This window comes from Acinetobacter celticus (assembly GCF_001707755.1).
GTDB classification, from domain to species: Bacteria; Pseudomonadota; Gammaproteobacteria; order Pseudomonadales; family Moraxellaceae; genus Acinetobacter; species Acinetobacter celticus.
Window position 1 is genome coordinate 403,813 of the sequence record NZ_MBDL01000009.1, and the last position, 18,939, is coordinate 422,751.

Genomic DNA, 18,939 nt, shown 5'->3' on the forward strand with positions numbered 1-18,939 from the left:
TGGTGTTGCACTTCAAATGATAATTTAAGTTTTCTTCAATCAAAAATTTTATGTGAGGTAAACCATTAGACAAGAAAAAAGCCCTTGTGTTATCACAAGGGCTTTTCAATATTTGGCGGAAGCGGTGTCAGTCAAACCAACAAACTAAATAATTGATAAATAACAACTAAATATTTTTAATTTAATTTTTTACTACTATTTTTACCACCATAAAATTTATGATTATTTTAATAGTTTAAACTCTTCTTCACAAAAATAATCAATTTTTTATACCATTTCAGGATCTAATGATCAAACTAGATGAGATTCATCAGATGTTAACTTTAAAATAAATGTCAACCTATTTTAGGATTAGACACCTTAAAAAGATAGGTTTGTATAACAAAGCCGTTTGAAACGGTAAAAATAACATCACCTTTAAATTTAATTAATTGTTTCAGACAATCTAGCTTAAGACCATATATATCGCTATTTAGAACAAGTATACAAATACCAAAATACACACTGTCCGTGAATGTTATTCATATACGCCTCAATCTAATCTATATTTCTATTTAATAATAAAAGTATCAATCAAATTTTTTATCTATCAGTGTGAAATTAATATTCCATCACTTCATGTTTTTCCATATGTACTTCAACCATTAAGATGCCAGTCAAAATGCATATTGAGAAACATGAAACGACGTTATGCCAACAGCTCTTTTTAAGATTAGAACTGGTGGCATAACGCTTAATTATAGGCTTAGAAAGCCTATAATTAAGTAAACAAATTAACCAATAATGATTTGCTTATTCGCTAATAAGTCACCTAAATCAAAGGCATTTGGTTGATTCAATAGTACAACCAGATTTTCTGATTGGTATTGCTCTGCCGAACCATCACGATCAATTGAAATAACAGCTTGATCATTCTCAGCATCGTAATCCACTGTAATGAACTCAGCTAAATTACTTGCATTGGCATCATCAGAGAGTAATGTGGAAACATCAATTACATCGTTAGAGTCACCAAATGTAAATTCATCAATGGTTTGGAGTTCATTACCATCTAAATTATCATTACTTAATAAATCCAAAATAACTGAATTATCATCGGATGGTGACATAGACATCACTTGAATTGTCTCTGCAGTTGCAGGATAAACACCAATATCCTTCACGTACAAATCATCTGATGTTACATCACCTGCCACTGTTGATTGTTTCACATCCCAACGTAATGAAACCGATGTATCTCCAGAAATAGCTGGTAAATAAATTTCCCAGTTATTCCATTCAAATGAATTTCCAGATGGATCACCACCATCTTTCTCATAAGCAGGGGCGCTAAAGAACTCTACGTTACCAGATGCGCCATTTTCATAGGTAATAAGTGCTTGTCCGGTTTTATCTACAGGTGAGCCGTCGCTATTAGAAGGTGTAGTTACTGTTGCATAAACTATACCATTCACCATCAGCTTAAATACTGTCGATTCACCTTGTCCTGACTCAGTTTGGAAACCATTATTCCAAGCTAACTGCATTGCAATTTTAGAACCATTTACAAGGCTATTCGTTGCAAGAGCTCCTGAACGTAGACCTACCTCCATAACGCCAGCACTATCCTGACGGATACCCATGCTTGTACTATCTTTATAATTAGACCAATAATTTACTGTACTATTAGTTACCTCCCAAGGATTTTCCTGGGCAGACAATCCCTTTTCAGTAACTTTGTCCGTCGGTGCATCTGTTTTAATTAAGCTTTCTGTTTCATAGCTTACATCAAAAATTTCAGCATCCTCTACTTTAACCTCAAATTCTAATGTAGATGATGAACTATCTCCATTTGATTTTTCAGTAGAAGTTACTTCCAAGGTGACATCAAGTAACGCATCCGTTTTGTCTCCAACTTTGAGTTTAAAGTCAGTGTATTCGGTTGTACCTGTAGCATCCTTTCCTGGCGTATAACTAGCTTTTCCATCAGGCCCTACAGTTATTGTATGTTCTATATCATCTGCATCTTTAAAACTCAGTATTGCACCCTTAGGTAAACCAGACATTACAAATGATAAATATTCAGAACCATCTGTGTCTGTTGCTTGCAGATGAATACCAGTTAAATCAATACTATCGTCAGAATTGCCTTGATACCCCATATTTACTGGATAGAAACCAGTGTCATTACTACCATCCTCGCCTTCATCATAATCACCTAATACATAAGTAGTATCTTTAAGGCTCTCTTTTATCGCATCAACATTCGGATAGAAAATTGGATCATTACCATTTTCATTTTCAACTATAAAGTCATAGTTCCCAATACCGTCTGCATTATGTGCATAAAATTGGAAACTATAGAAACCTGACTGATTTACAGTAAAGTCACCCTTTCCACTGATGGACGTACCTTCCCAATTTACGTGTAAGGAAGAAACACCATCACCAATGATAATTGCAGCACTATCATCTCCCTGACCCTTGTAGATATAAGTTTGACCTGCTTCAAGGTATATGTAGCCAGAAATATAAACAGCACCATATTCACCCAAATCAGTTGAAGTTAAATCCTTGGTTTGACCTGAATCATTTGAGATAATTGCTGTCTCTCCCTCTCCATCATTAATAATGATCTTATCTTTATTCGCAGGATCACGTAAAAAGTCAATTACAGCAAGCAAGTCCTCTTTACTTGCACCATCTCCCCCATTCTTCAATAAGTTATTACCATTAATATTTTTTACATTAGACCATGTTTGAATATTTAAATTTAATGGTGGTGGCGTAAATTCAAACTTACCCACGACAGGCTGGTCTGCAACAGCCTCCACTTTAATATCTAAAATAGCTGTATCCGTCTGAGTACCGTCACTTACAGTATATGTAATATCAGGAACCTCACCGCTATAGTCTTTTACTGGGGTAAATGAATATGTTCCATCTGCAGCAATATTGACCGTACCAACCTTTGGAATATCAATATTTTCACCTACTCCATAGTCAACACCATTAATTCGAACACTCGTCACTGTCAAACCAGGCTTATCATTTTCCAGTACGTTTCCAGATTTGGTTCCTGTATCTTCACTCATGGAAATAAGGTCATTGTTTGCTAACCTGTCAGGCACATCCTCAAAGGTCACTGTACCTGTATCTTCACCACCTTTGCCATCAGTTACCGTGTAGTCAACTGGTGGGACTGCACCCACATAACCAGGCTCTGGCGTAAAGATTAAATTACCGTCTTTATCAATCGTGATTGTACCCACACCTGGAATATCAGCCGTTTCATCTGGTTGATACTTGTCACCGTTAACAGTGAAGTCTTTAACTTCCAATGGATCGCTTTCTGGGTCACTGTCATTGTCAAGAATGTTCTTCTCAACTGGCGTATCGTGCTCCGTCGTTACAGTATCATCTACAGCAACTGGTGGCTTATTCGGTGCAATCGTAGACCCATTATTATTTTTATCACCACCACCACTACCAGCAATAATCCCACCAACGACACCTGCACCAACAAGCCATGGGAGAAGTGCGCCTAGCTTGCTTCCTGCTTCTGGCAATAATACTTCAAGTCCTGGAATTCCCTTAAAACCTGAAACACCATCAAACCAATATAAAACACAGCCATCTTCTTCAAAAACTAAATCTGAAGCAACGTTATCGTATTGAATAAAAAAGTTTTCAATAACAACAGTTTCGCCATTTTTTAGCTTCAACACTAAGTTGTTACCATCGCGAATAAACTCAGCAACATCCTCACGGCTCATTTTGGTATGAACAATAGAAGCTTCGGTTAATGTAATATTTGCAGAATTAACCGTAGACTTACTTAATGAGTCTTTCTCAATTACAATAAAATTAGTCATATTTTACCCAATAAATTATATTTTTTAAATTTCAAACTTTTAACCAATCTGAGTTACGGATAAGGAATTTTCCCTTTAAAATCATAAAATAGAAATAATATATCAATTCAATACCATTAATTTTTCTGACTTTCCGCATCAAATCGCGATCTTTTGGACTCTAAATTAGTCCCTTATGCTCAAGAAAAATAAATAACCTTTCTTAAACCAGCTTCAGGTTAACTATTTAGAAAGACCTGTAATTTCAACAGTTACACGGCGGTCAGGCTGTAAACACGCTTTGAGTTCTTCACGTTGCTTCACATCAAAACAACCATTTGTTACAGGTTGTTGCTTACCTGCACTTGCTGTAGAAACAATATTGCCAGCTACCCCGTTTTGTACCAACAAACTACGTACCGTATCTGCACGGTTTTGACCCAATTGCTGGTTATAACTGTCACTGCCTAAACGGTCAGTATGACCAGTTAACTTAATGTGACGAACAGAAACAAAATCCGTCGAAATTTTTGATGCAACATTAAGAACTTCTTGATGACCTTTAGGAAGTAGGTCATTTAAAGATGAACCATTAAATTTAAATAATGTATCTGCAGCTAAATCAATTGTTACTGTATGCTCGGTAGGTGCCTCATTAGACTTTACTTCACACACTAAAGGTTGCCCATTATTTGAAATAAAAGGTTTTCCTTTACCATCAACCGAAAGCATAAAGTTATTATTCGCTAACTGACCAACCGCTAAATCTATATCACAGCTTTGACAGTCAGTACCTGTCGTACAGTTTTTAACTTTAAAGTTATAATTTTCTGGTTTTAAATAGTATTGAGCAGAATTGTTAACGTAAAAACTACCCGCTTGAATGTTATCAATATAAAAATTAATTGGGCAATTTTGTTGCTCTGCCGTATCTTCAGCGCACAAAGTCCCATCGCGCTTTAAAGTAATGACTTGATTATTTTCTTGCGTTTTTTTCTGAAAACGTAAATCTGTTGGCTGTAAATACTGGTTTGATGCACAAGCAGTCACCCCCATTGATACAACAACCGCCCAAAGTGGAAACTTAAACATAAAAATACCCCTCAACAACTCTTTATAAATTAAATTGATTGCTAAAAACAACTCAAATAACGTGAACTAAATCACATATACTACCATCTATTTTTACATAAGCTGGATGTATTTCAAACAGTTAATTATTACATGAATAAGGTATATTAGCTTTTCTTCCTAAGTTACTTTTTGGTTAATTTAAGGAGGGTCTGTTGACACTTCACAATAGTAACCAAATAAATATACAGGCTAAAGCAACTGAATTTCCATAATTCTGCTTTAGCTTGTCATAGCGTGTAGCAATTCCTCTAAATTACTTAAGTCTTGCAAATGTGTTTTCAACTAAGTGTCTAATTTTATATAAATGCCAATCCATGTCGTCGTTATTTGAAAGGATGTTGGATTTCTTTGAAATATTCGCTTTAGTTGTTATTTTCACTATTTTCTCTCTCAATGATTCTGAGTCATATCCTTTATCTGCGCAAAGTACATCAGTATCTTTTAAATCTATACAATCAATGCAGGTGCGAATTTCACATTATGAGTTGTACCATCATGGATAAGAAACTGAATCGGATTTCCATTTGAACCTACTGCCAAATGAATTTTAGAACTATACCGTCAATACTTCTTGAAATAGCCTGATTTTTAATTCCTGCGACATGTTGATAAGCTCGGACATGACTGCCATCAATAAAAACCCACTCTAGATTTGCATATTTTGATAATAATTTAAATATTTCTAGTAACTTATTATCTTTAGACCATCAGGTAAAGCATTTAAAAATTGCGTTAGATTTGCAAAAAGACTTAGGTAAATCCCGCCAAGGACATCCTGTTCTAATTCTATATTGGTCTTGGCCCCAACCCTGAAGTTTCTTTAGCTGAAGCCCGTGCTAAAGCAACTGAATTAAGACTTCAAATACGAAGTGGTATTGATCAAGCGTATGCATGAACAGAAATTAAAAGAAAATGGCTTAGGCTATATTGATCCTAAACAAAATCGAGTAATTACGACACATGGTTTTCGTTCTACATTTCGTGATTGGTCAGCTGATAAAACGGATTATCCACGTGAGGTCTGTGAGCATGTGCTTGCTCATAAATTACCAGATGAGGTTGAGGCGGCTTATTTACGTGGAGCATATCTTGAAAAACTTAAAAATTTGATGGCTGATTGGGCTCAGTTTTGTTATTTAAATATTTTCCGATAATAGATTGGACAAAGAAATAAACAATAATAGATGAATTTAAATAGACATAATATTAAAAAATAATTATGGTACAAGATTAGTGTAGAAAATTCTTCTGTCATCAAGAGACCACGATCTAAAAATAGTTTTCAGCTTGTCGATACCTCTTAAGTTATCCACACTATACTTTAAATTCTATATATTCACCTAAACCATCCACCAACATAGCTATACCAAAAACAACATCACTATATACTTCTATCTTAAACACCATGTCTTCAAATACGGTTTTTACAATCTGCCGAGCCTCCTCCCTTTTTGCAGAGCAGAAATACTATTAGAGTTAAGTACAGACTCTCATTGTTGATGCTAAAGGCCAAGGTTGGAAAAATGGTGGTAATTTCGGGACTGATGGCCGTATTGGCTTTGTTATTGTTTCGACGAATTAAACTGAAATAACATTGCATCACGTGAAATGTGTTAGACGAGGTAACTATCGAAAAAATATGCCGAAATTATCTCGTCGCGCATCACGCTACTATCATAACTAGCACTCACAGCGTGATTGCTATCAACATCATTTTGTCCTGCAATCACAGTGAAATCTTTTGCCCAAAGCCCAGCATTAATTTGTGTCGCTTGGCTAAATCATTGCTCCAGTAGAAACCACGGTCTGCTGCTAGAGTCAGATCCCCATCAAAACCGCGTACCGTATGTATCTTCCACCAATTGAAAGTCGGTATTGGATGTCAGTGGCGTATCATTGTATTGCGCTCTAAAAGCACTTGAGTAGCTATTTTAAAAGACAATTGAGCTCTCGCTCAATTGTTAAAAGATAATCCTACAGATCAAGTGTAATTTCTTTACCTTTCGCACGTGAAACACAAATCATCATAGACTGTTGTGAGGCTTTTTCATCATCACTTAAATATTGGTCATAATGTTCTGCTTCACCTTGCAAAATTGCAGTTTCACACGTTCCACACACGCCCTCACGACATAAACATTCAACATCAATATTTAAAGATTCAATCGCCTGAAGAATGGTTTGATCTGCCATCACTTCAATACGTTGGTTTGATTTAGCCAGTACGACAGTAAACGCTTCACCATTTTCAGGGACAGTTGAAGAAAATTGCTCCCAATGAATATTTTCATCACGATAACGGTTTTTATTACACGTATCGATGACTGCATCAATCATCGGTTTAGGCCCACACACATAGACATGTGTTCCTTTGGGTTGACCTGCAATCAGTGCATTCAAATCCAGTTTAGAGCCTTCACTGTCAATATAACTAAAGACTTTATCAGCATGCTGACTTTGTTTGAGTTCGTCCAACAATGCTGCATGTTCAGGCGCACGAAATGCATAATGCAATTCATAATTTACACCGCGTTCAAGCAGTTCATCCATTTGCGGAATAAATGGCGTAATTCCAATCCCACCGGCAATTAAAATATGCTTTTCACCATGCGGTGACAGTTCAAATAAATTTTTGGGTGAAGAAATTTCCAGCTGAAAATCTTTTAGACATTGATCATGCATAAAGATTGAACCGCCTTTACCTTCTGCATCTTTACGTACACAAACTTGGTAAGTCGATAGATCTTTTGGGTTACTCATGAGTGAATAAGCATTGGAAAGCTTATCGTTCATTTTCACAATAATATGACTTCCACCTGTAAACGCTGGAAAGTCCAGACCATCTTGACGTTTAAACGTAAAACGTTTAATGAGCGGTGTGAGTTGTTCCACTGTAGTCACTACAGCAGGAAACATTTGATAACTCTCAGTCATTTTTAAATCCTAATTTTGCAATACTATGGTGTTTAAAAACTTAAACACCAAGACATAAGTATTTGATTATCATAAATTCCTCTAAACCATATTTAGAGCCTTCACGACCAACACCTGATTGTTTCACACCACCAAATGGCACAACTTCATTTGAAATCGCAGTGGAGTTCATTCCGACCATGCCATATTCTAGTTGTTCTGAAACCTTGAAAATACGAGAAATATTTTCTGTATAAATATAAGCTGCCAAACCAAAAATGGTGTCATTGGCTTGTACAATCACTTCTTCATCAGTTTCAAAACTAATCAATGGCGCAACAGGGCCAAAAATTTCCTCCCCTACAATCTCCATAGATTGATCAACATTAGTAAGTACTGTTGGTTCAAAGAAACTATAACCTAGTTCATGCTTTTTACCACCGCAGGCAATAGATGCACCTTTAGAACATGCGTCATCAATCAGTTTTTGTGCCTTAAGGACTGCCTTTTCATTAATTAAAGGACCAATTTGTGTACCTTCATCTAAGCCATTGCCCACTTTCAATGCTTTAACCGCAGTAACAAATTTTTCGCTAAATGCTTTATAAATATTTTTATGTACATAAATACGATTGGCACAGACACAGGTCTGACCCGCATTACGATATTTCGCGAACATTGCACCTTGTACCGCTTTATCTAAATCAGCATCTTCAAAGATGATCAGAGGTGCATTCCCGCCAAGTTCAAGCGCCAGTTTTTTAATGGTTGGTGCACATTGTTGCATCAACAAACGACCCACTGGCGTCGAACCTGTAAAGGTTAATTTCTTCACTTTTTCATGTGAGGTAAACACTGCACCAATTTCAGCAGACTTACCTGTAATCACATTAATGACACCTTTTGGTATCCCTGCTTTTTCTGCCAGTTTGGCAATCGCTAAGGCGCAATAAGGTGTTTCATTGGCAGGTTTAATCACAATGGTACAGCCTGCTGCAAGTGCAGGTGCGGCCTTACGGGTGATCATCGCAATAGGGAAATTCCACGGCGTAATGGCAGCAACAACTCCTACAGGCTCTTTGGTTACCAAAAAGCGTTGGCCTGCATTGGTCGTTGGAATCACATCGCCATAGATCCGCTTGCCTTCTTCAGCAAACCATTGAATAAATGAAGCTGCATATTTAACTTCACCTAAAGCTTCAGCCAATGGCTTACCTTGCTCAATGGTCATAATTTGTGCCAATTCATCGGCATGTTCTAAGGTTAATTTATGCCAAGCAAGCAGTAAATCGGCGCGGGCTTGAGCTGTTAATGCTTTCCAAGACTGTAACGCTTGATACGAACTTTCAACAGCCTGTATAGCTTCAGCTTGCCCCATATTTGGAATCGAGCCAATCCGTTCTTCATTTGCAGGATTGGTCACTTCTATACGGTGTTGGTCTTGAGCTTCAATCCAAGTGCCATCAACGAAAGCGTTTTGCTGAAATAAACTATTATTTTGTAATGCTGACATCTGACTATCCTTATGTATTTTATCGCGAGTAACACCGTCGCTCATCTAGGCTCAACGTATGGGCCTAAATGAGCATACTAAGCCATCAATTAACGGTGAATTTTCGATACTAAGTTTTGGAAGTAAGCAATACCATGCTCACTAATTCCTGAGCGCTCTCTATCCGTCATAATACGGCCTTGCCCACGATAACCACGAGACTTCAAACCACGTTGTACACTTTCAACCAATTCTAAATCTTCTGGACGGAATACATTTCGGTACCATTCGATTAAATCTTTCTGATCCTGTGTTAGCTCTTCATTAGTGAAGTAAATATCATAATGTTGTAACGTGGTTTCAGCATCAACAGGAAATTCATAGATCACCGTCATAAAATTACTGCCCGGTGGGACATTAAACATGGTACTTGGCCAAGTCCAAAAACCATGAAACTCTGGGTCGGTAATAGATGGGTCTATTTTGAAAGATTTCTCTGAAGAACGTGCATAGCCATACTGTAAAGTCCAGTTTTGATGGGTAGTATGCCAGTATTTATCTACTTGTACTGAGTCCGCAAAACCAGGGTGTGCTGGGCCACAGTGGTAACATTCAAGGTAATTATCAACAATCACTTTCCAGTTTGCAGGTGTTTCTGTAACAAAACGAGCAGCCAATTTAAGGTCTTTGACTACAGTACACGCTTCTGCGAGTTTAGCCGCAAAACCCGGTAATTGATCTTCTACACACGTTGCATTTTCATCCATATTAATGAAAACGAAGCCTGCATATTCTTCAACTTTAAGCTGTACCATGCTTGATTTTTCTTTGTCGAAATTCTCTACATGGTCACAGTTTCGAGCCAATGCCAAACTACCATCAAGCTTAAATGTCCAAGCATGATATGGACAAGTAATCACGTTTTTAGCTTTACCACTCCCACTGAGTAACTCATGACCACGATGCGGACACACATTATAAAATGCGCGTAGTACCATATCTTTACCACGAATAATTACAATGTTTTCATCAATGACTTTGCGGGTAATATAATCATTGGAATTAGCTAACTCACTGCCGTGGGCAACACAAATCCAACTTTTTGCAAAAATTTCCTCTTTTTCACGCTCATAAACCTGTGATGAGGTATAGAACACTTTTGGGAAAGTCCATGCATTATCCGGGTCTGCACAAAAGTCTTGTGGTAAGGTTTCTGGTGAATTCATGATTGTAACTCCATTCATTTTGTCTATAGTTTTCAATTTTAAATTAGGTTTAAATCTTGTGAATCATCTGTTGTATTGCATTTAACATGTGCTGATAGAGCTGTTGTACTTCAGGGCAATCACGCATTAACCGTAATCCACCATGCAACATCCCTTGAGCGACATAAAGCTGCTGAGTAATACCTGCTTGTGCCAATTTTTCAGCAAAACATTTACCGTCATCTGCAACAGGGTCAAACTCAGCCACCGCAATAAAAGTTTCTGGCATATCTGAAAAATCATCAGCCAATAATGGCGCTAAACGCAGATCATTCCATTGCGAATCATCGGGTGCATATTCGCGTAAGTAATACTCACAATCCGCACGTGTTAATAAAGGTGCATTAGCGTGCAAGCGATAAGCTGGCAAATCAAAACGAGTACTCAACATTGGATAAACCATGACCAAACCTTTGGCCTGCTGACCTGTATGCTGTAAAGCCACCGTTACGGCTGCTGCTAAATTCCCACCTGCGCTATCACCTGCAATAATGATGTTATCGGCATCAATATTCCATTGATCGGCATGTGCTTTAAGCCATGTATAGGCAAATTCACAATCGTCATGGGCGGCTGGAAAATGATGTTCTGGCGCTAAGCGATAGTCGACACACAACACAGCAATGTTCAAATCTTGGCAAAGATAGCTGAGTAAAAACTCATGTGAATCTAAACCACCGACCACAAAACCACCACCATGGAAATACAACACACACGGCCAACCTGTTACAGGCGCTTGCACTGCTTTAGGTTGATATAATCGAACACCGATCTTCTGGTTTTTATGTTCAATAACATGATCTTGAATATCAATACGATCATCTCTAGGTAGGGTGTAATGCATACACATCGCATCATAGGCTGCTCGACATGAGTCTAAATCCATATCTGCTGCGCTATAAACACTGTTCCAATACACTAGACGTTGCATTTCTTCGCTTAGAACATACGCTGTATTGATTTGAGTCATGACACACCACCTCTTTCAATATTTTCACGCACCAACTCTGCGGGTTTTAACACTTCGATGGATACATCACGACTATCTATATGGTCAGAAGTTGATTCCGCTTCTTCAAAGCTTTTTTGCTCAATCAAATGTGACGGAATTTTAGAATAGTCTTCAATCAACCACTTAATTAAGCCATAAGTCTGAATCAAAATAATCACGATAAATGGTAAGGCAGTAATAATGGTTGCCGTTTTCATAGTATCTAGCGGTGCTTTAGAGAAAATCATCGCAATTGGCACTAGCGTCAACATCACACACCAAAATAAACGCGCTTTCGGTGAAGGATCTTGTCCTTCTTGTAGGCCACGTGTACAGGTTGCAGTCACAGCATAACCGACGGCATCCATATGTGCGGCCAAAAAGATCACCATAATGCCAAGGAAAATCCACATCATCAATTGACCCGCAGGCAATAGACTTAATAACTGGCCAATCGCAACCTCACCACCTTGTTGGCTTAAAATCTGTGGCACATTCACAGCACCATGAATAAAGTTGTAGACACTGAAGCTTTCAAAGACACCAAAAACAAACCACAAGCCCACACTACCGCCCACAATCATGGCCAAAATAATTTCTTTAATGGTACGGCCTTTAGATACACGAGTTACAAATAATGCAACACCCGGCGCATATGAAATCCACCATAACCAATAGAATACGGTCCACTCACGGGTAAACTTTCCATCTCCCATTGGGTCAGTAAATAAACTCATATCGACGAAATTAGTAGCCATTAAGCCAAAACTTGTCAAAGAATTATTTAAAATAAATTGAGTTGGGCCAAAAACCAGTACGTATACAGCGAAGAGCACCACTCCAAAACAGACCATGCTGCTTAAACGCTTCATGCCATTTTCCATACCGACATAAGAGCTCAGCGCAAAGACCATAGATACAGCCAAAATAATAATCACTTTGGTGGCGAAAGTATTTGGAATACCCGTCAACAATGACAAAATATTGGTAAAGGTCACAGCTGTCAGCACCAATGAAATCGTCAAGGCACCAAACATACACAATAAGAACAAGAGGTCGACTAGACGCCCCACCACACCCGTGGCTTTAAAGCCTGTGACCGCTTCAATAATAGAGGCTAAGCTCAAACCTTTATTCTTACGGACATGGAAGCTATAACATAAGGATACTGAAGCCAGTGCGTAAATCGCCCATGCACTCGCACCCGAATGAAAAAATGAATAAGCCACACTATATTTCAAGGCTTCCGCAGATTCAGGGGTTAAACCTAACCCTGGTGTCTGATAGTAATAAGCCCAGTCTAAAAAGCCCCAGTACAAACTTGAAGATCCAATGCCCGATAAAATGAACATAAAAATCCAGGACATGGTGCTATATTCAGGCTTACCTTCACCCATTTTAATTTTGCCATATTTACTAAAAGCTAAAATTAAAGTGAAAATAATGGCTAAGAATGCAAATAATAAGACAGGTGTTGTGAACAATGAGGTTGCCCAAAACATCATCTTTTCTGCCAAGTGAATCGACTCTTGCGAATAAATAGCCAGTCCAGCTACAGAGATAAAAACCACCAGCAAACTAATAGATGCCAGTACTTTATCTGTATAAACTTTTGGTTTTTGATTTTCCATATCAATTAATCCGTTTTAAATAGATTTTTATTCCATGACAAATAAATCCATCATTTTTTGCTAATCAATAATGCAATCGCATCCCCTACTTCATGCGTTTTTGCGGTTCCACCAACATCTGCTGTTTTAGGACCATTGACTAAGACATGCTCAATAGCTTGCATAATGTCTTTACTTGCATCTTCAAAGACTTTTTCACCATTACCCAAGAATTCAAGCATCATTGCACCCGACCAAATTGCAGCAATCGGATTGGCAATTTTTTGACCAAAAATATCGGGAGCTGAACCATGTACTGGTTCAAACAAAGATGGAAAATCACGTTCTGGATTTAAATTGGCTGAAGCTGCTAAACCGATCGTTCCTGTACATGCAGGGCCTAAATCAGACAGAATGTCGCCAAATAAATTCGATGCCACGACAATATCAAAACGTTCAGGTTGCAGGACAAAGCGGGCCGCTAAAATATCAACGTGTTGCTTATCTGCTTTCACATCAGGATATTGTTTTGCCATTTCATCCACACGGCTATCCCAATACGGCATACTTACTGCCAATCCATTTGACTTAGTGGCTGCAGTAATTTTTTTCGCTTTACGTGTATTTGCCATTTCAAAGGCATACTTCAAAATTCGGTCTACGCCATGACGCGTAAATACAGCTTCCTGCAACACAAATTCACGGTCTGTGCCTTCAAAGGCTTTTCCACCAATCGCAGAATATTCACCTTCACTGTTTTCACGAACCACAAAGAAATCAATATCACCCGGTTTTTTATCTGCTAGTGGAGATTTCACACCTGGCATTAAACGTACAGGACGTAAATTAACATATTGATCAAAACGACGACGAAATTGTAATAACGACCCCCATAATGAAATATGGTCAGGAACTTTATCTGGCCAACCCACAGCACCAAAGAAAATTGCATCGTATTGCTGTAAAGTCTCGAACCAATCGTCTGGCATCATCTTGCCGTGCTCTAAATAGTAGTCACAGCTTGCCCAATCAAAAGCATCCATTTGAAGCGCAATATCGTACTTTTGTGCGACAGCCTGAACAACCTTAATCCCTTCAGGCAAAACCTCTAAACCAATGCCATCACCTGCAATCGTGGCTATTTTATATGTCCGTTCCATTCTATCCCTTGACTATGTTAGTTAAATTCCATCATGCTGTTAACATGATCTTTTCATGTAGAATGATCAATATTCAAACCATCAAGCTTATGGACACGGATCGTGAACAATCTTCCTAACTTATCGGATTTTAAAGTTTTTTGTGTTGTGGCAAAGCGACGAAGTTTTGTCGAATCGGCAGAAGAGCTGGGTTCATCTCCTGCTTACGTCAGTAAACGGATCAATATTTTAGAAACCAATTTAAACTGTAAACTTTTCCATCGAAGCACTCGGCATGTCAGCCTGACAGAAGACGGCAAATTAATTTTAGAAAAAATAACCCATATCTTGGATGAGTTTGATGCGTTAAGTGAGTTACTCAACAACCCCTTAGGTTCGCCCACAGGTCATTTGGATATTGTCAGCAGTTTTGGTTTTGGCCGTAAACATGTTGCACCAATTTTATCTAAACTATTGAATATGTATCCAAAACTTACCATTCACTTCAATACGATTGATAATACCAAGGACTTAATTCAGCACAGCATTGATCTAGATATCCGTATTGGCAATGAAATTGCACCCAATATGATTGCGAAAAAATTAGCCCCTAATTTTCGAATTTTATGTGCTTCACCCAGCTATTTAGCTAAAAATGGCATTCCTGAGACTATTGAAGACTTACAACATCATGACTGCTTAACCATCAGTGAACGAGACCAATCTTCTGTTTTACTCAAGTTGAGACACAAAAATGAAGATATCGTGACGCATGTGCGACCACGTTTTGTGTCCAATAATGGTGAAATCATTCATCAGCTAGCTATTGATGGACAGGGTATTATTTTACGCTCTGTCTGGGACGTTGCAGAAGAATTAGCATCTGGAAAACTGCAACATATTTTACCTGAATATTGGCAAGATGCTGATATTTGGGCAGTGTATCCATCTCGATTAAAAACCTCATCCAAACTTCAAACCTGTATTTTATTCATTCAGCATGAACTTTCTAATCGACTACATTTAATTCAAAACTTAAATCGTGGTGAATTAATTTCCCCTATAGACAATATTCATCCACTAACTGAAAAAGTGTTTTTATAATAAAAAATCGCCCAGATTTAATGGGCGATTTTTTTAATCTAAACAATAATTTTAAAAATAATAACCTAAAGATAAATAGAACAATTGATTCCAACGATTACTATCGCCTTGTGCTAAGCCATTACCACTACCGCCCGTCATTGGATCATTCTTGCTCCAAATATATTCACCCTGTACACCAATCGCCTTGTAATTGAAATAAACACCAGCCATGAGACGCTCTGAATCTTTGAAACCTGATTCATCTTTTAGAAATTGACTATAGGAAATATAAGGTTTGATATTTTCAAGTTTAAACAGTGGCTTATCTACAGCATAACTGAGTTCATTTACCACAAATTTAGCCTTGTTTGCCACTTGATATGGAAAATCAAATGCGCCGATGGTTGAATACTGCGGATGTAGATCATCGGCATTTTTAATATCTTGCGCACCTGCCACAAATAACCATTGCCATGCATTCAATTCGGTTAATGCAAATACATTCCAAGCATCGCGAGTACCATCAAGACCTGTTCTTTGGTTTTCTAAATCGGAATGCCAATACGATGCACCAATTTCTGTTTTTAAAGCATGAGCCTTATTTAAGTTAATTTTTTTAGAGGCGCGTCCAATCCACATATTTTTTTCTTCAATATTGGTTCCTTCATTTAAGTCATCTGCTTGAACGAAGTTGCCAGAATACCGACTAGAATCTTTTGATGTTCCTTTAAAATTACCGCCGTCACGTGGGTAAAACCCAAGTGCCAAATGATAGTCCTCATTTTTAAACCGATATTTCACACCTAAATTTTGAATATCTTCAAGGCCGACAGTATTCAAAATAGTTTCATAATAACTATTTCCCCATAAACGGTCATAGCCGAAATCAACAAACTGTAAACCAGCCGTTAAACGTTGTTCATCATTGAACTTGTAGCCTGCCCAAGCATCTTTTAAAAAGACAGCATCACACAGCGAATCATATTGATAGCATCTAGTGTCAACTGAAGCGATCCAATTCGGATTTTCATAACTTAAAACCAATTTAATATCAGACAGTTTCCAATCATCATTCTTGGTTCCTTGTATCGCTTGATCAGCATAATCTTTATGTAAAAAACGTGTTCGCACCGCACCAGAAACTTTGAACTGACCTTCTTTGGTAGCAATATCACCCCAAGCTAAATTTTCTGCAAAACTAATAGGACTAAAAAATAGTGACGCCAATCCGAGCGATAATATCGATTTTTTCATTTGAATCATCCTTGATAAAGATATCAAAATGAAGAAAAGCCACTATTTAATCAATCATACAAATATGTATTGAAAATTCACGAAGTGTGTTTAATTAACGGATAATTCAACTCAATATTGATTTTCTTACATTAAAATAATTATATTTGAGCAACTATCAATCACCTTGCTAATCTACAAGACCATTTAAATAAGAACTCACTACGCCAAAATAGTAATTAAGATCAAAATTTTCATGCTAATTTATTCAAATCATTTTTTTATTACCCAAATGCAAAAAATCGTATGAATTCATACGATTTTTTATGGTGTATTACTACCTAAATAGAAATGATCAATTAAACCTTGATGAAGGAAATTTCTGCCCAAGTATACTCTATACCTTCATTTTTACATGATTAACTCTATGCAATTATTTATATAATAGTCTTATAAATCAAATAATTTACCTGGGTTCATAATCCTGTTTGGATCGAACACCAGTTTCAATGCTTTCATGTATGCAATTTCTTCTGCTGAACGTGTGTAGCCCAAATATGGCTTTTTGGTCATCCCCACACCATGCTCTGCTGAAATTGAACCATTATATTTTTTCACGGTTTCAAAGACATATTTATTCACCACCTGACATTTGGCAAAAAATTCATCTTTGCTTAAATCCGCAGGTTTTAAAATATTTAAATGCAAGTTACCGTCGCCAATATGGCCATACCAACAGACTTCAAAATCGGGATAATTTTTTGTAACAATCATATTAATTTCTTTAACGAATATAGGTACATGGGTAATTAAAACTGAAATATCATTTTTGTACGGCGTAAATGGTGCAATAGACTCTGAAATATCTTCACGCAAACGCCATAAACTATGGACTTGCTCTAAACTTTGGCTTAATACACCGTCCAGTACCCAGCCTTGTTCCATGCAATGCTCAAAAATCTCCATCGCCGCATCCATAATGGGTTCATACGGTGCTTCAAATTCTAGCAAAACATAAAATGGGCATTCCGTTTCAAACGGACGCTGTACATGACCATGATCTAAAACTTTTTGCATAGCAAGCTCACCAAAGAACTCAAATGCCGTCAGGTCAATTTTTGCTTGGAATGCATGTAATACAGGCATAATCGCATCAAAGTCAGGTACACCCAGTACCATCACTTGCAAGTCATGCGGTTGACGCTCTAGTTTAATTTCAGCTTCAGTGACTAAACCGAGCGTCCCTTCACCACCAATAAATAAATGTTGAAGTGCATAGCCTGTCGCGTTCTTAATCATGCCTTTGTTTAAACGCAGTACATCACCTTTACCTGTCACCACGGTTAAACCCAGTACCCAGTTGCGGGTCATGCCATATTTAATGACTTTAATACCGCCTGCATTGGTGCCAATGTTACCACCTATTTGCGATGAACCCGCAGAGGCAAAATCAACGGGGTAATACATGCCCTGCTGTTCTGCATAATTTTGTAATTGTTCAGTCACCACACCTGCTTGTACACGAACCATACGGTCGGCTGGGAAAAACTCCAACACTTGGTTCATTTTGTCCATGCTCACCACAATTTCGCCGTTGGCAGCCACCGCACCCGCAGATAAACCAGTACGACCACCTGAAGGCGTAATCGCCACATTAAATTGATTGGCAAGTTTCACAATGGCTTGAACTTGTTCTGTTGACGATGGAAATACGATGACCGATGGGTTTGGGTCGAAGTGCTTGGTATGGTCACGTCCCCAATTTTCAAGACTGTCCGCATCAGTTTTTATGCGGTTTTCACCGACAATAGCAGTCAATTGGGTTAATAACTCTGGGGTTAAAGCAACTTGAGCATTCATCGTTTATAGACCTAGTAAAAAGTAAACATATGATTATTTTTTGAATTAAAAATATAAATCCTTAACTCTCAAATGAGGTTTATTGAGTAAAATCAAAAATATAATTATATGCGGCAAACTAAAATCTAAATATTTCAGGCCACACTACCAGATCATTTTTACATATAAATACGAGTTGGATATAGTTCAAGATGTATAGCTAGTAATTACAAACTGTGTATAATTCCATTAAGTAATACATATAAATAAACTTCTCTTATAAATTATTTTTGTTCAATTTTATGCCAAAATTTCAACAATATACGAAAGTACACCCCAGCTAGCTATTTAGCCTTGAAAAAAAATAAGGGAGAATTACGTCTCTTACCTTTATCGCTGTGTAA

Annotated in this window: 12 protein-coding genes and 3 pseudogenes; 3 read left to right on the forward strand and 12 right to left on the reverse strand. The window is 37.6% G+C overall.

Annotation, left to right across the window (positions count from 1 at the left end; translation table 11 throughout):
• Nucleotides 1–773 precede the first annotated feature (773 nt).
• The 3 genes and pseudogenes from BBP83_RS08705 to BBP83_RS14980 form a co-directional block, all read right to left on the reverse strand.
• Nucleotides 774–3,854 carry an Ig-like domain-containing protein gene (locus BBP83_RS08705; protein ID WP_068887527.1) on the reverse strand — a complete coding sequence of 1,027 codons (3,081 nt, stop codon included), beginning with the start codon at nt 3,852–3,854 and terminating at the stop codon, nt 774–776.
• A gap of 222 nt (nt 3,855–4,076) precedes the next feature.
• Nucleotides 4,077–4,925: an OmpA family protein gene (locus tag BBP83_RS08710; protein WP_068887530.1), complete on the reverse strand. Its 849-nt coding sequence runs from the start codon at nt 4,923–4,925 to the stop codon at nt 4,077–4,079.
• A 202-nt stretch (nt 4,926–5,127) separates the two neighbouring features.
• Nucleotides 5,128–5,758 (reverse strand): annotated as a pseudogene (locus BBP83_RS14980) (IS5 family transposase); the annotation flags it as partial.
• On the opposite strand from BBP83_RS14980, the gene BBP83_RS15665 reads away from it, so the two are divergent.
• Both BBP83_RS15665 and BBP83_RS08715 read left to right on the forward strand, forming a co-directional pair.
• Nucleotides 5,758–5,862 (forward strand): Arm DNA-binding domain-containing protein, encoded by a 105-nt coding sequence (locus tag BBP83_RS15665; RefSeq protein ID WP_141689963.1) that lies wholly within the window; start codon nt 5,758–5,760, stop codon nt 5,860–5,862. The pseudogene BBP83_RS14980 and the gene BBP83_RS15665 overlap by 1 nt on opposite strands.
• A pseudogene (locus BBP83_RS08715) lies at nt 5,843–6,121 on the forward strand (tyrosine-type recombinase/integrase); the annotation flags it as partial. The gene BBP83_RS15665 and the pseudogene BBP83_RS08715, both read left to right, overlap by 20 nt.
• A 572-nt stretch (nt 6,122–6,693) precedes the next feature.
• Here the strand turns inward: BBP83_RS08715 and BBP83_RS15670 are convergent.
• From BBP83_RS15670 to BBP83_RS08745, 7 genes and pseudogenes are all read right to left on the reverse strand, one after another.
• Nucleotides 6,694–6,843, reverse strand: coding sequence for a ShlB/FhaC/HecB family hemolysin secretion/activation protein (locus BBP83_RS15670; RefSeq protein ID WP_415502329.1), 150 nt, complete (start codon nt 6,841–6,843; stop codon nt 6,694–6,696).
• Nucleotides 6,844–6,941: 98 nt separating this feature from the next.
• The gene (cntB, locus tag BBP83_RS08720; protein WP_068887534.1) at nt 6,942–7,901 is read right to left on the reverse strand and encodes a carnitine monooxygenase, reductase subunit CntB; all 960 of its coding nucleotides are present in this window, start codon (nt 7,899–7,901) and stop codon (nt 6,942–6,944) included.
• Between the two features lie 40 nt (nt 7,902–7,941).
• Nucleotides 7,942–9,393, reverse strand: a complete 1,452-nt coding sequence (locus BBP83_RS08725) for an NAD-dependent succinate-semialdehyde dehydrogenase (RefSeq protein WP_068887536.1) — start codon at nt 9,391–9,393, stop codon at nt 7,942–7,944.
• Between the two features lie 89 nt (nt 9,394–9,482).
• Nucleotides 9,483–10,598, reverse strand: a complete 1,116-nt coding sequence (gene cntA / locus BBP83_RS08730; RefSeq protein ID WP_068887538.1) for a carnitine monooxygenase subunit alpha — start codon at nt 10,596–10,598, stop codon at nt 9,483–9,485.
• 49 nt (nt 10,599–10,647) lie between these two features.
• Nucleotides 10,648–11,607 (reverse strand): alpha/beta hydrolase, encoded by a 960-nt coding sequence (locus BBP83_RS08735; protein ID WP_068887540.1) that lies wholly within the window; start codon nt 11,605–11,607, stop codon nt 10,648–10,650.
• Complete coding sequence (locus BBP83_RS08740) at nt 11,604–13,265, reverse strand: BCCT family transporter (RefSeq protein WP_245669729.1); 1,662 nt, start codon at nt 13,263–13,265, stop codon at nt 11,604–11,606. The genes BBP83_RS08735 and BBP83_RS08740 overlap by 4 nt, the downstream gene beginning before the upstream one ends.
• Nucleotides 13,266–13,286: 21 nt before the next feature.
• Nucleotides 13,287–14,398: pseudogene (locus tag BBP83_RS08745) on the reverse strand (tartrate dehydrogenase).
• A gap of 102 nt (nt 14,399–14,500) precedes the next feature.
• Here BBP83_RS08745 and BBP83_RS08750 point away from each other — a divergent pair.
• Nucleotides 14,501–15,481, forward strand: a complete 981-nt coding sequence (locus BBP83_RS08750) for a LysR family transcriptional regulator (RefSeq protein ID WP_068887547.1) — start codon at nt 14,501–14,503, stop codon at nt 15,479–15,481.
• 51 nt (nt 15,482–15,532) lie between these two features.
• Here BBP83_RS08750 and BBP83_RS08755 read toward each other — a convergent pair whose 3' ends face one another.
• On the reverse strand, nt 15,533–16,717 hold the full coding sequence (locus BBP83_RS08755) for a porin (protein WP_068887549.1): 1,185 nt from the start codon (nt 16,715–16,717) through the stop codon (nt 15,533–15,535).
• A gap of 429 nt (nt 16,718–17,146) precedes the next feature.
• On the reverse strand, nt 17,147–18,556 hold the full coding sequence (locus tag BBP83_RS08760) for an FAD-binding oxidoreductase (RefSeq protein WP_068887552.1): 1,410 nt from the start codon (nt 18,554–18,556) through the stop codon (nt 17,147–17,149).
• Between the last annotated feature and the right edge of the window lie 383 nt (nt 18,557–18,939).

Excerpts from the sequence above, each read along its gene's own strand:
- BBP83_RS08705 (WP_068887527.1), bottom strand. The coding sequence starts at position 3,854 with ATGACTAATTTTATTGTAATTGAGAAAGACTCATTAAGTAAGTCTACG.
- BBP83_RS08710 (WP_068887530.1), bottom strand. The coding sequence starts at position 4,925 with ATGTTTAAGTTTCCACTTTGGGCGGTTGTTGTATCAATGGGGGTGACT.
- cntB (WP_068887534.1), bottom strand. The coding sequence starts at position 7,901 with ATGACTGAGAGTTATCAAATGTTTCCTGCTGTAGTGACTACAGTGGAA.
- BBP83_RS08725 (WP_068887536.1), bottom strand. The coding sequence starts at position 9,393 with ATGTCAGCATTACAAAATAATAGTTTATTTCAGCAAAACGCTTTCGTT.
- cntA (WP_068887538.1), bottom strand. The coding sequence starts at position 10,598 with ATGAATTCACCAGAAACCTTACCACAAGACTTTTGTGCAGACCCGGAT.
- BBP83_RS08735 (WP_068887540.1), bottom strand. The coding sequence starts at position 11,607 with ATGACTCAAATCAATACAGCGTATGTTCTAAGCGAAGAAATGCAACGT.
- BBP83_RS08755 (WP_068887549.1), bottom strand. The coding sequence starts at position 16,717 with ATGAAAAAATCGATATTATCGCTCGGATTGGCGTCACTATTTTTTAGT.
- BBP83_RS08760 (WP_068887552.1), bottom strand. The coding sequence starts at position 18,556 with ATGAATGCTCAAGTTGCTTTAACCCCAGAGTTATTAACCCAATTGACT.